General features: G+C 39.7%; 14 protein-coding genes and 1 pseudogene. 9 read left to right on the forward strand and 6 right to left on the reverse strand.

The genetic code is table 11. The annotated features are described in order from the left end of the window. Positions 1-130: 130 nt before the first annotated feature. From AOC35_RS09380 to AOC35_RS09395, 4 genes are all read left to right on the forward strand, one after another. On the forward strand, positions 131-1,255 hold the full coding sequence (locus tag AOC35_RS09380; RefSeq protein ID WP_108646830.1) for an RNA-guided endonuclease InsQ/TnpB family protein: 1,125 nt from the start codon (positions 131-133) through the stop codon (positions 1,253-1,255). Between the two features lie 87 nt (positions 1,256-1,342). Beyond that, on the forward strand, positions 1,343-2,617 hold the full coding sequence (locus tag AOC35_RS09385; protein ID WP_108646831.1) for a serine hydrolase domain-containing protein: 1,275 nt from the start codon (positions 1,343-1,345) through the stop codon (positions 2,615-2,617). Between the two features lie 4 nt (positions 2,618-2,621). After that, complete coding sequence (locus AOC35_RS09390; protein WP_108646832.1) at positions 2,622-3,014, forward strand: hypothetical protein; 393 nt, start codon at positions 2,622-2,624, stop codon at positions 3,012-3,014. Positions 3,015-3,058: 44 nt separating this feature from the next. Beyond that, a complete protein-coding gene (locus AOC35_RS09395) occupies positions 3,059-3,406 on the forward strand; it encodes an FKBP-type peptidyl-prolyl cis-trans isomerase (protein ID WP_108646833.1) in 348 nt (115 codons plus the stop codon). A gap of 104 nt (positions 3,407-3,510) precedes the next feature. Here the strand turns inward: AOC35_RS09395 and AOC35_RS09400 are convergent, their stop codons facing one another. The 3 genes from AOC35_RS09400 to AOC35_RS09410 are packed head-to-tail and all read right to left on the reverse strand — an operon-like array spanning position 3,511 to position 5,937. Continuing rightward, complete coding sequence (locus AOC35_RS09400) at positions 3,511-4,347, reverse strand: metal-dependent hydrolase (RefSeq protein WP_108646834.1); 837 nt, start codon at positions 4,345-4,347, stop codon at positions 3,511-3,513. Between the two features lie 52 nt (positions 4,348-4,399). After that, entirely contained in the window at positions 4,400-5,392 is a 993-nt protein-coding gene (locus AOC35_RS09405) for a Bug family tripartite tricarboxylate transporter substrate binding protein (protein WP_108646835.1), read from the reverse strand. A 53-nt stretch (positions 5,393-5,445) separates the two neighbouring features. Beyond that, the gene (locus AOC35_RS09410; protein ID WP_108646836.1) at positions 5,446-5,937 is read right to left on the reverse strand and encodes a cupin domain-containing protein; all 492 of its coding nucleotides are present in this window, start codon (positions 5,935-5,937) and stop codon (positions 5,446-5,448) included. Between the two features lie 179 nt (positions 5,938-6,116). On the opposite strand from AOC35_RS09410, the gene AOC35_RS09415 reads away from it, so the two are divergent. From AOC35_RS09415 to AOC35_RS09435, 5 genes are all read left to right on the forward strand, one after another. Continuing rightward, positions 6,117-6,833 (forward strand): alpha/beta hydrolase, encoded by a 717-nt coding sequence (locus AOC35_RS09415; protein WP_108646837.1) that lies wholly within the window; start codon positions 6,117-6,119, stop codon positions 6,831-6,833. Between the two features lie 107 nt (positions 6,834-6,940). Then, positions 6,941-7,219: a hypothetical protein gene (locus AOC35_RS09420; RefSeq protein WP_108646838.1), complete on the forward strand. Its 279-nt coding sequence runs from the start codon at positions 6,941-6,943 to the stop codon at positions 7,217-7,219. After that, positions 7,216-7,623, forward strand: a complete 408-nt coding sequence (locus tag AOC35_RS09425; RefSeq protein WP_108646839.1) for a hypothetical protein — start codon at positions 7,216-7,218, stop codon at positions 7,621-7,623. The genes AOC35_RS09420 and AOC35_RS09425 overlap by 4 nt, the downstream gene beginning before the upstream one ends. A 2-nt stretch (positions 7,624-7,625) precedes the next feature. Further along, positions 7,626-8,384 carry an SDR family NAD(P)-dependent oxidoreductase gene (locus tag AOC35_RS09430; RefSeq protein ID WP_108646840.1) on the forward strand — a complete coding sequence of 253 codons (759 nt, stop codon included), beginning with the start codon at positions 7,626-7,628 and terminating at the stop codon, positions 8,382-8,384. Positions 8,385-8,386: 2 nt separating this feature from the next. Continuing rightward, the gene (locus AOC35_RS09435) at positions 8,387-9,310 is read left to right on the forward strand and encodes an EamA family transporter (RefSeq protein ID WP_108646841.1); all 924 of its coding nucleotides are present in this window, start codon (positions 8,387-8,389) and stop codon (positions 9,308-9,310) included. 28 nt (positions 9,311-9,338) lie between these two features. Here AOC35_RS09435 and AOC35_RS09440 read toward each other — a convergent pair whose 3' ends face one another. From AOC35_RS09440 to AOC35_RS09450, 3 genes and pseudogenes are all read right to left on the reverse strand, one after another. Continuing rightward, the gene (locus tag AOC35_RS09440; protein ID WP_108646842.1) at positions 9,339-10,478 is read right to left on the reverse strand and encodes a methyltransferase; all 1,140 of its coding nucleotides are present in this window, start codon (positions 10,476-10,478) and stop codon (positions 9,339-9,341) included. Positions 10,479-10,504: 26 nt separating this feature from the next. Beyond that, entirely contained in the window at positions 10,505-11,476 is a 972-nt protein-coding gene (locus AOC35_RS09445) for an NAD(P)H-dependent flavin oxidoreductase (RefSeq protein WP_108646843.1), read from the reverse strand. Between the two features lie 13 nt (positions 11,477-11,489). Then, positions 11,490-13,167: pseudogene (locus AOC35_RS09450) on the reverse strand (long-chain-fatty-acid--CoA ligase). Positions 13,168-13,304 lie beyond the last annotated feature (137 nt).

Here is a 13,304-nt window from a genome sequence, read left to right on the forward strand (position 1 = left end):
TTATTTAACTTTATATATAGCTACATTCTTTGGTTTCTTTACCAAAAGCAGCGTAAAGCCCCTTGATTTATCTATGGGGATATAAGCTGCAACACTTGAAAAATCATTGGCAACTGTATAAAATAACAGCATGAAGAAGACGCAACAAACTAATATTCGAGTACTGCGTGAACGGGTAAAAGACAAACATTGCACGCTCCTTAATAACCTGTCGAAAGAGGTAAACCTTGTTTGGAATTATTGCAATGAACTATCTTCTAAGCACACTGATCGCACTGGGCAATTTATGTCCAGCTACACAATGGACAAGTACACCGCTGGTGCTACTAAAGAGGGGTTAAATATTCCCGCATCAACGGTTCAAGCGATTAGCTCTGAGTATTGTGCTCGACGCAAGCAATTTAAGAAACGACGACTAGCCTGGCGTAAGAGTGGCGGTAGCAAGCGCTCTCTCGGTTGGATACCATTTAAGAAGGACTCAATTCATTATCGCAACGGTCAAATCTTTTTTCAAAAGAAACCCATTAGCATTTTTAAGTCTTATGATCTTCAAGACAAAGTCATGAAGTCTGGATCTTTTAGTCAAGATGCTCGTGGACGTTGGTATGTTAATTTAACTGTTGAGGTACAAATTTGCACAAACAATAGCAGCCCTCGTGCCGTTGGCATTGACTTAGGTTTAAAGACCACCGCCGTCACTAGCGATGGGATTCAAATGGTTTCGCAGCGTTATCGAGAGTTGGAAAAGAAATTAGCCGTGGCTCAAAGAGCCAACAAAAATAAGCTCGCCAAAACGATTAGCGCCAAGATCAAAAATCGTCGCAGCAATGATCAACACCAGTTCTCACGGCTTTTAGCCAATAAGTATGGTGCGATTTTTGTAGGAAATATCTCAAGTAGCAAACTCATTAAAACCAAGATGGCTAAGTCTGTGTATGATGCTGGCTGGAGTCAATTTAAGACAATGTTGGAATACAAGTGCCATGAGGCAGGTGTTGTCTTTTTAGAGGTTAATGAGAGCAATACCACCCAAACCTGTTCTTCGTGTGGTGAAAAACCACCGTCGAGGCCGAAAGGTATCGCAGGACTTGGAATAAGACAATGGACTTGCGACTGTTGTGGAGTGATCCACGATAGAGACATCAATGCCAGCAAGAACATTCTCCGTATCGGACTAGATACGCTAGTAGTAGGAGCCTCTAAGCTAAAACAAGAAGGTTTTAAAGAACCCCCTTGCTTTAGCTATGGGGAGTAGTCAGAGATTTGTTTCCATCGATACGTTGATAAATCTATTTTAGATTTAATAACTTACTAACACCAATAGATAAAGAGGCCCCCCCCAATGAAAAGATCTTATAAAGGTTTCATTTTTCTAAATACATTGTTAGCACTTCAATCAGTTCATCATCTGACGTATGCGCAAACTCCCTTACCCGCAGTAGATCCCATCAAGGCAGGTTTTAGTCAAGAGGGGCTAAAAAGGATTGATGGTTTTTTTGCAAGTGAAATCAATGAAAAAAGATTACCCGGTGCAGTTCTAGCGGTAGCTAAAAATGGCAAGCTTGCAATTTATAAGTCTTATGGTTACCAAGATCCTATTACTAAACAGCCTATGCCCAAAAATGCTATTTTTAATTTAGCATCGATGACAAAAGTGATGGCTACGGTAGGCGCACTCACCATGTATGAAGAAGGTAAATTCACTCTGAATGATCCCGTTACAAACTGGTTTGAGCAGTTTAAGGATATCAAAGTGGGTCAAGTAAATCCCGATGGCTCCATCACCACCCAAGCTGTAAAGAAAATGATTACGGTTCAAGATTTGATGCGTCACACCAACGGTCTTACTTATGGCGCTCGGGCAAATACTCCAATCCATAAATTATCCATGCCTAGTTCAGCAACCGCCGCTTTAACTTATGATGGTAATCAATTTATTTCCCAACTAGCAAATACGCCCTTATTGTATGAACCCGGAACAGCTTGGGACTATAGTTTTGGAATTGATGTCCTTGGTCTAATTGAAGAGAAAATTGATGGACAACCTTTAGATAAAGTATTGCAAAACCGTGTTTGGCAAAAACTAAAAATGGTTGATACTGGCTTTAGTATCAAAGATCGTAGTCGTTTAGCTCAACCTTTTGCGAACGACCCACTAACCGGCAAACCTCAGAAAATTGAAGTCGTAGATAAACCAGTTAAATTTGACTGTGCTGGATCTTGTGCGTTTAGTACTGCTGCAGACTATTTACGGTTTGGACAAATGTTGTTAAACCAAGGTGAATTAAATGGCACCAGAGTGTTAAGTCCAAATACTGTCAAACTGATGACCTCAGATCATTTGGGGGAGAATATCAAAAATCAATTGGCTGGCACTGAACCAGGTCGCGCAGGGTATGGCTTTGGATTAGGCGTTGCTGTGAGAAAAGTTAGGGGAGTCGCTGCCACTAATGGCAATATTGGTGACTTCACTTGGAATGGTGCAAATGGCACTCTCTTTTGGGTGGATCCAGTAGAAAACTTAGTGGTTGTAATGATGGCGGCAGCTCCAGGTGAACTTCGTAAAATTTATCGTGAAAAAGTCAGTGCGGTAATTTACGGCGCCTTAGAAAAGTAAGTTGATGGAACTCAACCTTAGCGCCACAGAACTTTATCAACTCAGCTGTGAGTCTAGTGAAATAAAATGTGAGTTTTGTGATACTTTTCAATGTGAAAGTTGGGAAACTTTACCAAGTAGTTTTGTACTTAGTGAATATCCTGTCGTAGGCAATTGTAGGTTTGAAGGCTCTTCAGATATTTGGGAGGAGTATCACCCAGATAAAACCACAATGTGGTCTAATCACGCCCCAATCGCTCTTCGCTACTATCCCTACAATCGCTCGGATGTTGTCCAATGCTCTCATTGCAAGCGAGTCTATTTAAGGTACACGGAGTTCGGTGGATATTATGTAGATCAACGTATTCGATTAGTAAATCCAAGTTTGATCGTATTAGAAGAGGATGCCTCAAGCTAATCCTTGAACTTTTGTGATTTAATAGATGTTTTTCAGGAAAATATATGTCAAATTTAGAAATCATTGAGCAAGTTGTTGGAGAAGGTACTGAAGCGGTTGCTGGTACTCAAGTATGGGTTCATTACACTGGATGGTTGTTTAATGAGTCTGCTGAAAATCAGAAAGGTTCTAAATTTGATAGTTCAGTAGATCGTAAGGAACTCTTTAGTTTTGCCTTGGGTGCCGGTCAAGTGATCCGTGGATGGGATCAAGGCGTTGCTGGGATGAAAATTGGTGGCAAAAGAACTTTAATTATTCCGGCTGAACTCGGCTATGGTGCACGTGGAGCCGGTGGTGTGATTCCGCCGAATGCGACCTTAGTCTTTGATGTTGAATTACACGATGTTAGATAAGTAGTAAAACTAATCTAACAAGTAGATTGAAATAAAAAAACCCAAGAATTTATTTCTTGGGTTTTTTTACACTTCATAAATAACAATCAAAGTGATTGCCTAATTTAGTTTTTTGGAATCGCCATGATTTGACCTTCAGTCATTTGTAGTACCTTGACTGAGCTACCCTTCATTGCTTCTGCGAATTGTGCAAAAGTGCCAGTTGCCATTGGGTTTGAGTTGTAATGCATCGGCAAAACCATTTTCGGTTTAATCCAATTTTTAATTGCATAGGCAGCATCTTCAGGGCCAGTTGTGAAGTTCCCCCCAATCGGAATCAGCACTAAATCAGGTTTATAGTATTCTCCGATAAACTTCATATCGCCAAACAAGCCAGTATCACCCATATGCCAAATTTTGAAGCCGTTCTCGAGTTCAATGATGTAACCAACTGGTTCACCAGCAGGATGTGACTCATTCTTACCCGTTACTGGATTCTTCCAAACAATTAAAGATGAATGTTCAGCTTTTACAGGAGTTACCTTAATTCCAGGCAATGGGCTTTGAGTTCCACTTTTATTAAAACGATGTGTTAACTCGGCTGGAATTTCACCTAGAGTCACTAGAGGTGTAATTAAGTCAGCTGGAGCATACAACTTTGCATTATTTAATTTTGCAATTGCAACTGAATCACCTAAGTGGTCAACGTGACCATGTGTTAATAAAACTAAATCAATCTTACCTAGAGCAGACAAATCTTTCTTAAATTCTGCAGGAGCCTTTGGCCCCCCTAAAATCCATGGATCGATAATGATATTTTGATTTGATAAAGTTTTAATACGATAGCCAGCTTGGCCTAACCAAAGTAATTCAGGTTGATTTTCAGCCAAACTAGGTAATGCTTGTAACCCCAAGAAACCAATCATTGTCAAAACGAGTTTTTTTAATCCAATTTTTTGCATTTTCTTTCCCTTTAAAAATAGTGAAGGTTTACTACGCGAACTATTATGTCATTTAATTCAACTTCAAATTTGAAGATCCGACTAAATCACCCCATTTTTTTCGATCACTTGAAATAGCCTCTTCGAACATTTTTCCAGAACCACTCCAAATGACCATTCCTGCTTGCAAAATCTTTTCTTGTATTTCTTTATTGGCTAAAATCTCATCAATTGTTTTAGCAAGTTTAGCTGTAACCGCTGGGGGCATACCTGCAGGGCCTACCATCCCGGATAAAGAACTAGCATCATAGCCTTTTAATCCAAGTTCATTTAAGGTTGGGTACATACTGCGATTGGGCACGCGAGTGAGACTGGTTGTTGCGTAGGCATTTAACTTACCTTGTTCAACGAAACCAAAGATAGATGGTCCGGAACCTAAGGTGAAATCAACTTCCCCCGCTAATACTGCAACTGCTGCTGGACCAGCACCCTTGTATGGTACGTGGGTCATTTGTGTACCTGTCATTTTGCTGAGTAAGGCCCCAGCTAAATGGGTGCCATTCCCAACCCCTGGAGAACTATAAGAAATTTTCCCAGGATCTGCTTTTGCCTTAGCTATTAAATCATCAAGCGATTTAATCCCTGATTGTGGATTAACTACCAAATAGAAAGGGAATTTAACAATCGGGGCGATATAAGTAAAATCTTTAACTGGATCATAGGGTAGATTCATTAATGCAGCATTCACATCTAAAGCACCTGTTGAGACCATTGATAAAGTGTAACCATCTGGTTTGGATTGCTTTAAAAAACTCATTGCAATGGTACCATTTGCACCTGCTTTATTGTCTACGAAGACTGCGACTTTTAACCGCTCTTCTAAGGCATGGGCAATGATCCGACCAATGCCGTCTACTCCACCACCAGGCGCAAAAGGAATGACTAAGCGAATTGGGCCATTTGGCCAATCCGTGTTTTGCGCACTAACAGAACCAAGAGTAATCAACCCCAAGCCAAGCATCAGCACAGAACGTAAAAAGTGCTTTTTCAAAAGACTTAATTTCATTATTAGTATTCCTATTATTTTTTACTTACCAATCATTTTTAAATGTATTGGGGTTATACAAACTCAACTTTGGCAACGTTACCTGGTTGTACTGTTAATAACAAACCTTCTTCGCGACCTTCACCAGTTGTTAAATTAATGAATCTTCTTGGCACAAATGGAGGAACAGAACATACATCCAATTCATTTAAGTCCACATGGTACTTATCGCCTATTCCCCAAATAACTCTCCACTGGCCTTTGATAGCGACAAACGTTTCATTCGTATCATGGTTGTGGAGCATTGGTCCGTTGCCCGGCGTAGCAGTCACATAAGACATTTGAAAGCCCTCGGAAATTGGAATTGCTGACATGGGATCTTTACCACCCTCAACAATCAGACCAGTTCCAACTACTAAATAGTTTTTTCTGACATGACCGGGAATTAAACTATCTGGATAACGATCTGGTGGATATTTCAATTCACTATGCCTAGCAACTCGTTTTGACATCTGCTCAGGTGTTACATCAATGATTGGCATTTCATATACTTTTTCAGTAGTCATTTTGGTCTCCATTTAGATTCAATTCTTTTGATAAGATAATTAGCTAAACATGTTATGTTCTAATTAAATTAATTATATTTATAGTAGCTAATAAGTTTCGCATTGATTCAACCCGCTAGGGTAAACCATAAGATCTTTTTCAATAATCGCTTGATAATAGAAGTTTCAAATCACTAAATATGCTCCCAATCTCATCCCCTATTGATTTTGTATTAGAAGTAAACCAAAGAAAAGTTCCCTTTTGTTTATGGCTACCTCAGCAACCAAATACCGAATCTACAAAGAAGTTTCCCTTAGTATTAGTAGGACATGGTGGCAGTGGACATAAAAAATCACAACTCGTGCTTAATATCGCCCAAATTTTAGTTGGACAATATCAAATTGCAGTAGCAGCGATTGATGGTCCAGTGCATGGTGACCGTAGAGAGGTTTTCAGTGATGGTCCAATCGTTCGACAAGAATTCAGAGATCTCTGGCAATCGGGAAATAGTGTTGATACCATGGTGGAAGATTGGCAAGCAGCGATTGATCACCTTCTAAAAGAGCCGAGTATTGACTCTGCCAAAATTGCTTGGTACGGAATCTCGATGGGAACTGCCTATGGCTTACCTCTAGTTGCCGTAGATTCTCGTATTAAAGCTTCAGCTTTAGGGATGTGGGGAACTTGTCGCATTCCTAACGAGCGTTTGATTCAAGATGCAAAAAAAACAACGACTCCTGTTTTATTCCAAACAAAACATGACGATGAGATTTTCACAAAAGAAGGGCAACAACACTTGTATGATCTTATTGCAAGTAACCAAAAAGAGTTAAGGTCTTACCCAGGAGGTCATACTGATCCTAAGACCAATCAACTTGAGGATATTGTAGAGTTTCTAACTTCACAATTGAAATAAAAAAAGGTGGGTTAGTGATATGTATTTCTTTATTACCCACAATAAAACGAGTCATTGTCAAACAACCAAAATAGGTATATATTAAGTATATATACAAGGAGTACTTAATGAATAATTCAAATGAAAATATTTTGGTTAAATTTCGTTCGAAAGATACCCAATTTGGCGTTACTAGAGCGACAGTTAAAGCAATCGCAAAAGAGTTAGACATTAATGAAACTCAAGCGATTCATATGGCTTTATCTAAGTTTGCAGCCGATGTATTACCAGCGTATGAAGCAGATGATGGTCCATTAACTGTTAAACAAATTAAATTGTTACGCGATCACGCAGGAAAAAATTTGCCCAAAGGCAAGGTAATGTCACGTAAAGACCTATTTGCATGACTTGGGGTACCCCCTCAATAGGAGACTTTGTTTGGTACTTGTTTCCACAACTGCCGAATTGCAATCCTGGACCTAAACCGCGCCCAGCACTTATAATTGGAGTGGAAGAACGGGAAGATGGGATTCTTGTACGGGTTGTTTACGGGACTTCAAAAAATGTAACCAAACTAAAGATTGGTGAGGTTGCAATCACTAAAGCAAACCACTCTTCGGCTTATGCTCTTGCTGGATTAGCCTACGACACAAAATTTGATTTCAAGGTCATTATTGATGTTCCTTGGACTGATGAATATTTCAAAGTACCTGGCAAAAAATTTCACGGGCATACGCCTAAGCTTGGAACGCTTCATGTAAGTGTTTTTCATGCATTTCAAATCGCTCATCGTTCGGCAGAAAAAAGATAAAAATGTTTTCAACAAAAAATAAAGCAGCTCTCATCACAGGTGCATCATACGGTATAGGCCAGGCAAGCTCTATTGCTTTGGCTCAAGCAGGGTTTGACCTTGTTATCACGGACCTCAATACAGACTCACTGAATCAAACTATTGAAAAGATAAAGGTACATGGCGTTAAAGTACTGCCACTTCCCCTAGATATCACGATTCAAGAAAGTATTGATCAGGCCCTTTTGAAAGCTTTCGAGATCTTTCCCTATCTAAATACCCTAGTCAATAATGCTGGCTTGCCGTCTTTACGAAAATTAGCAATCGACACCTCTCGGTTAGAGTGGGACAACATTATCAATACCAACTTAACTGGTACCTTTTTTATGAGCACTTCATTTGCAAGACAGCTCATCAAAAATAAACAGTCGGGAAGTATTATCCAACTTGCTTCTACCCACGGCTTAGTGGGCTTTCAAGGAGCTAGTACTTATGGTGTTAGTAAGGCAGGAATTATTCATTTAAGTAAAATGCTCGCCATTGAACTTGCTCCTCATCAAATTCGTGTAAATTCGATAGCCCCAGGAACTACCTTTACAGAATCACGAGCACCAAGCTTAGAAGATCCAGTTAGGAAAGCTGAAATGTTAAATCGAGTTCCGCTAGGACGCTTTGCTCAGAGTGATGAAATAGCTGGTGCTGTGGCATACCTCGCAAGTGACCTAGCAAGTTTTATTACTGGACAAACGCTGACTCTCGATGGAGGCTTAACCGTCTACTAAAGATGCCAAATCACCAAACTATTTCGCCTAAAGATTACTTTGCCATTTTTTTAATTGTAGTAATTTGGGGCACTAATTTTGTTGCAATGAAATTCGCACTCGAAGAATTAACACCTTTTCAGTTAGGAGCTTGGCGATTTGTATTTAGTTTAATCCCTTTTATATTTATTTTTAAACCACCCAAAATTGCTTGGCAATGGTTATTGCTCAATGGTTTACTTCAAGGTGTTGGGCAATTCGGATTTTTGTTCGTTGCATTACATATTGGTTTAAGCGCTGCCCTCGCTTCGATGTTATTACAGACCCAAGTATTCTTCACTGCGCTATTTAGTTACTTTATCTTGACTGAAAAACCGAGCAAATCTTTTTTAGTTGGTCTTGGTTTTGCCGCCATCGGTTTAGCGTGCTTTGGACTCAATTATGTTTTCCCGAACAGCGTGAAGGATTTGCAAGTTCCCTTATTAGGAATAGTCCTGTGTTTATGTGGTGCCGTGATGTGGGGTGCTTCTAATATTGCGATTCGAAAAATACATCAAAAGTATCATCGCTTTGATGCCATCAATTTTATTGTTTGGAGTAGTTTTGTTCCGATCGTTACTTTCATATTTTTAAATTGGATATTTTTTCCGGAAAAAAATGTTTCAAGTTGGTTTGCCCACAACCCTAGTACATGGCTTTCTATTATTTATTTAGCTGTTTTTTCCTACCTAGTTGCTTATGCACTTTGGACTCGTTTAATACAAACCTATAGTGCCAATCGAATCTCCCCATTTAGCCTAGGTGTGCCAATGGTTGGACTTCTCAGTGGAATGATCATATTGAGCGAAACCATTTCTCCATGGCAATGGGCTGGTATATTTTTTTGCTTTATTGCCCTAGTGATTACGATGGTAGGGCGAGACGCCATGGCCTTCCTGAAGAAATAAGAATCCTAATAAATCTTCCCTATTACTTTTATTTCGACAACTCCCAAAGGGATGTCACTTCTTTGCTTCTCGCAAAAAACAATGGATCGTCATTATTTCTTGTCTTAGGATGTTTCGGTTGAATATCGACTTTGCTAATGACCTTGAGACCACCCTCATTCATCCATTGAAGTAATTCTTCTCTAGAGCGTAAACCTAAATGTTCTGCAAGATCAGATAAGATTAACCAAGCTCGCCCCTGTTCTGCAAGGTGATCCCTGACCTGTTGTAAAAAACTTTTCAGGAACTTTGATTCAGGATCAAATACAGCACTTTCTATTGGCGAGCTCGGATTTGCTGGTACCCATGGTGGGTTACATACAATCAAATCTGCTTTCATATTCGGAAACAATGCTTGCTGAATCACTTCAACCTGCGCAGCATATCCCAAGTTTTTCATGTTCACAGTAGCACAAGCAATTGCCCTTGAATCGATATCGGTCGCAATAATTTTTTTAATTCCTCTTTTTGCTAAGATTGCACTTAACACGCCAGAACCAACTCCTATATCAAAGGCAAGTTCACATGGACTTGGAAGAGCTTGATGCGCAACTAAATCAAGATACTCTGAGCGGGCTGGAGAAAACACTCCAAAACAAGGCGTCATATTTTGACCAAGGAAAGGAATAAAGATTCCCTTTTTATACCATTCGTACGCACTGATGATAGCAAGTAATCCTCGTAAAGAGATGACGAAATCTTCCGTGGGCTCTTCCAAGATTTGAGAAAATGCCTCTTTAACGTCTTGACCGCGCCTTAGCTGTATCTCAAATGTCTTAGAGATAGGTATCAGTAATTGCCCAAGAATCGTTGCTCTTTTTCTTTGCTCTTCGCGGTGCTGATTAAAAATATCAGCTGGGCTAGTTAGTTTTTTTTCTGAGCCTACACGTTTAGGACGATCAACTCGACGTATTAGCGCTGTAAGGGCTTGCCTTGCATTTTGATAGTCACCTTGCCATAACATAGCATGACCATGCTGAGCTAATTGATGAAGGGTATTAGCAGAAAAGGTATCATCCGCTAAAACCACTTTTTCACTTGGTGGCACCCCAGCCTCTGAAAACCACAATCTTGAGTACGATACCTGATCACGCTCCCAATTGAGTCTCTGACTTAATTTTATCTTCATGGCTCATTATAAATGTCATGAGTGAATTAAGCCTTTTCGCAAATTGCTTTCAATGCACTTTGGTACTCAAGCTCTAAGCGATCCATAATGGCTTGGACTGACGGAATATCGTCAATAGAACCGACGCCTTGGCCAGCACCCCAAATATCTTTCCAGGCTTTTGCCGAATGATCAGATTTTTGATTTAAAGCTTCTCCAATCGATTTTTGCTCTTTTTGGGGAAGTTTTTTTGGATCAAGTCCAGCTTGGGCAATACTCTCTTGCAGATAGTTACCATGAACACCTGTAAAGTAATCGGTATAAATAATATCGGAGCTTTTCGCTCTCACAATTGCTTCTTTATAGTGCTCAGATGCATGAGCCTCTTTACTGGCGATAAAACGTGTTCCCATATAGGCAAAGTCAGCACCCATCGCCCGAGCCGCTAATATATCCGCTCCAGTTGAAATGGAACCTGATAGAGCAATCGGTCCTTTAAAGATGTGTCGGATTTCGTTGACAAGAGCAAATGGGGAGGTTGTACCTGCATGGCCTCCAGCGCCTGCAGCGACTAAAATCAAGCCATCAACCCCTGCTTCTAAAGCTTTTTCCGCATGTCGCAAATTAATCACATCGTGTAAAACAATCCCACCATAACGATGTACTTCATCAATGATTTCTTTTACAGGCGCACGAAGACTAGTAATAAAAATCGGTATTTGATGTTTGACACAGGCTCTGACATCCTGCTCCAATCGTTGATTGGATTGGTGAATAATCTGATTTACTGCAATCGGTCCTACTTTTTTTTCAGGATTGTTTTTTTGAAAAGATTTGATGGAGGATTGAATTTCACTCAGCCACTCATCAAGGAGTTCAGGTGGCCTTGCATTGAGTGCCGGAAAAGAGCCAACAATACCAGAGCAACATTGTGCAATCACGAGTTCTGGATAACTCACCGTAAACATCGGTGCAGCAATAATGGGCAGACTTAAGCCCTGTAATACTTTAGGAATCATTTTATTCGTTTCTTTAATTTGGTCTTAAATGGCGGCGAAGAATTTTTCCGACATTCGACTTCGGTAGTTCGGTTCTGAACTCAATATATCTCGGTCTTTTGTAATTAGTGAAATTCTCTTTACAGAATTCACTAATGATTTGCTCAGTTAATAATGGATCTTTTTTAACAATAAAGACTTTGACAGCTTCACCAGAGTTCTCATCAGGTACACCAATCACCGCACACTCCAAAACACCAGGATGAGTGGCAATAATATCCTCAAGTTCATTAGGATAAACATTGAAACCTGAGACAAGAATCATGTCTTTTTTACGATCAATAATTTTGGTAAAGCCCTTCTCATCCATAATGCCGATGTCACCTGACTTAAAATAACCATCGCTTGTAAGAGCTTTTGCAGTTTCTTCAGGTTTATTCCAGTAACCGGTCATTACTTGAGGACCCCTTATGCAAATTTCTCCAGGTGAGCCGAATGGTACTTCAATGCCATCATCACCAAGAATAACGACTTCTGTACTGGAAACAGGTAAACCCACATTGCCTGTATAGTCTTGATTCAAGGCTAAGTTTACACAGGCCACAGGAGATGTTTCTGTTAATCCATAACCCTCGATAATCGGTTTACCAGTGAATTTTTTCCATTTTTCAGCAACAACCCTTTGAACTGCCATACCTCCACCAACAGTTGCCAGTAATTCTGGTAACTTGACTTCATTAAATTGTGGGTGATTCATCAGAGCATTAAAGAGCGTATTAACCGCAGGGAAAATATGAATCTTCGGATGCTTCATTAAGAATTTGATAAATCCCGGAATATCTTTAGGGTTTGGAACAAATAGTGCAATGCCCCCCCTTGCGCATACACAGAACTCCACAGGCTGTGAGAGCGAAAATATGATAAAGCGGTAAAGCGCACAAAAACACTAATTGTTCACCAAATTTATTTTGCTTTAGAACTGGTTCTAGCCAGGCTTCTATTTGCAAGACATTAACCAGAATATTTTTGTGCGTTAAGATTGTTCCTTTCGAAACGCCCGTAGTTCCCCCTGTATATTGTAAAAAAGCAATATCACTGGGTTCTAGTTGAGTTGGGTGAAAGGTTTTTTTACTACCTATTTCTAGAGCTTGCCTAAAACTAATACTGTTAGGAAGATTCCAAGCTGGAACCATCTTTTTAACATGTCTAACAACAAAATCTACTATTTTTCCTTTGAAACCTATCAATTCACCGAGACTTGTTACGACAACGTGTTGAACATTTGTTTTAGATTGGATAGAAGCAAAGACATGGGCAAAATTTTCTAAAATAATGAGTGCACTTGCACCACTATCATTTAATTGGTACTCGAGTTCTCTTGCAGTGTATTGAGGATTAACATTCACAACCACACAGCCTGCTTTTAGAGCTCCGATCATGGCAATTTGATATTGAAAGACATTAGGCAACATGATTGCTAATCGATCACCCTTTTTGAGACCCAGAGATTGGAGAAAATTACAAATTTGTTTTGAGAGATGATCGAGTTCGTGGTAACTCATCATTTTTCCCATGTATTCAACGACATTTCTTTGCGAATAAGTCGCAAAGACTTCTTCGAACATTGCGTTCAGAGAAGAGTATTTTGAGGAATCAACTTCTGCTGGAATACCGGGGGAATACTGCTCTAGCCAGGGTTTTAGTGTATTCATAAATTCCTATAATGGTATTTCAAGAATTAACTTAACTAACAGTTTCTACCTTTTGAGTACAAGGTTTAGTCAAGCTAAATATTATGAAAATGAATGGATGGATATTTAAAAAAAAGGAATAGTGAAGTTACTTCCTC

This window comes from Polynucleobacter rarus (assembly GCF_003072505.1).
Classification (GTDB): Bacteria; Pseudomonadota; Gammaproteobacteria; order Burkholderiales; family Burkholderiaceae; genus Polynucleobacter; species Polynucleobacter rarus.

Bases quoted from the DNA above. Each gene is read 5' to 3' on its own strand.
- AOC35_RS09405 (WP_108646835.1), bottom strand. From the start codon at position 5,392: ATGAAATTAAGTCTTTTGAAAAAGCACTTTTTACGTTCTGTGCTGATG.
- AOC35_RS09395 (WP_108646833.1), top strand. From the start codon at position 3,059: ATGTCAAATTTAGAAATCATTGAGCAAGTTGTTGGAGAAGGTACTGAA.
- AOC35_RS09445 (WP_108646843.1), bottom strand. From the start codon at position 11,476: ATGATTCCTAAAGTATTACAGGGCTTAAGTCTGCCCATTATTGCTGCA.
- AOC35_RS09400 (WP_108646834.1), bottom strand. From the start codon at position 4,347: ATGCAAAAAATTGGATTAAAAAAACTCGTTTTGACAATGATTGGTTTC.
- AOC35_RS09440 (WP_108646842.1), bottom strand. From the start codon at position 10,478: ATGAAGATAAAATTAAGTCAGAGACTCAATTGGGAGCGTGATCAGGTA.
- AOC35_RS09380 (WP_108646830.1), top strand. From the start codon at position 131: ATGAAGAAGACGCAACAAACTAATATTCGAGTACTGCGTGAACGGGTA.
- AOC35_RS09390 (WP_108646832.1), top strand. From the start codon at position 2,622: ATGGAACTCAACCTTAGCGCCACAGAACTTTATCAACTCAGCTGTGAG.
- AOC35_RS09415 (WP_108646837.1), top strand. From the start codon at position 6,117: ATGCTCCCAATCTCATCCCCTATTGATTTTGTATTAGAAGTAAACCAA.
- AOC35_RS09435 (WP_108646841.1), top strand. From the start codon at position 8,387: ATGCCAAATCACCAAACTATTTCGCCTAAAGATTACTTTGCCATTTTT.
- AOC35_RS09420 (WP_108646838.1), top strand. From the start codon at position 6,941: ATGAATAATTCAAATGAAAATATTTTGGTTAAATTTCGTTCGAAAGAT.
- AOC35_RS09410 (WP_108646836.1), bottom strand. From the start codon at position 5,937: ATGACTACTGAAAAAGTATATGAAATGCCAATCATTGATGTAACACCT.
- AOC35_RS09430 (WP_108646840.1), top strand. From the start codon at position 7,626: ATGTTTTCAACAAAAAATAAAGCAGCTCTCATCACAGGTGCATCATAC.
- AOC35_RS09385 (WP_108646831.1), top strand. From the start codon at position 1,343: ATGAAAAGATCTTATAAAGGTTTCATTTTTCTAAATACATTGTTAGCA.
- AOC35_RS09425 (WP_108646839.1), top strand. From the start codon at position 7,216: ATGACTTGGGGTACCCCCTCAATAGGAGACTTTGTTTGGTACTTGTTT.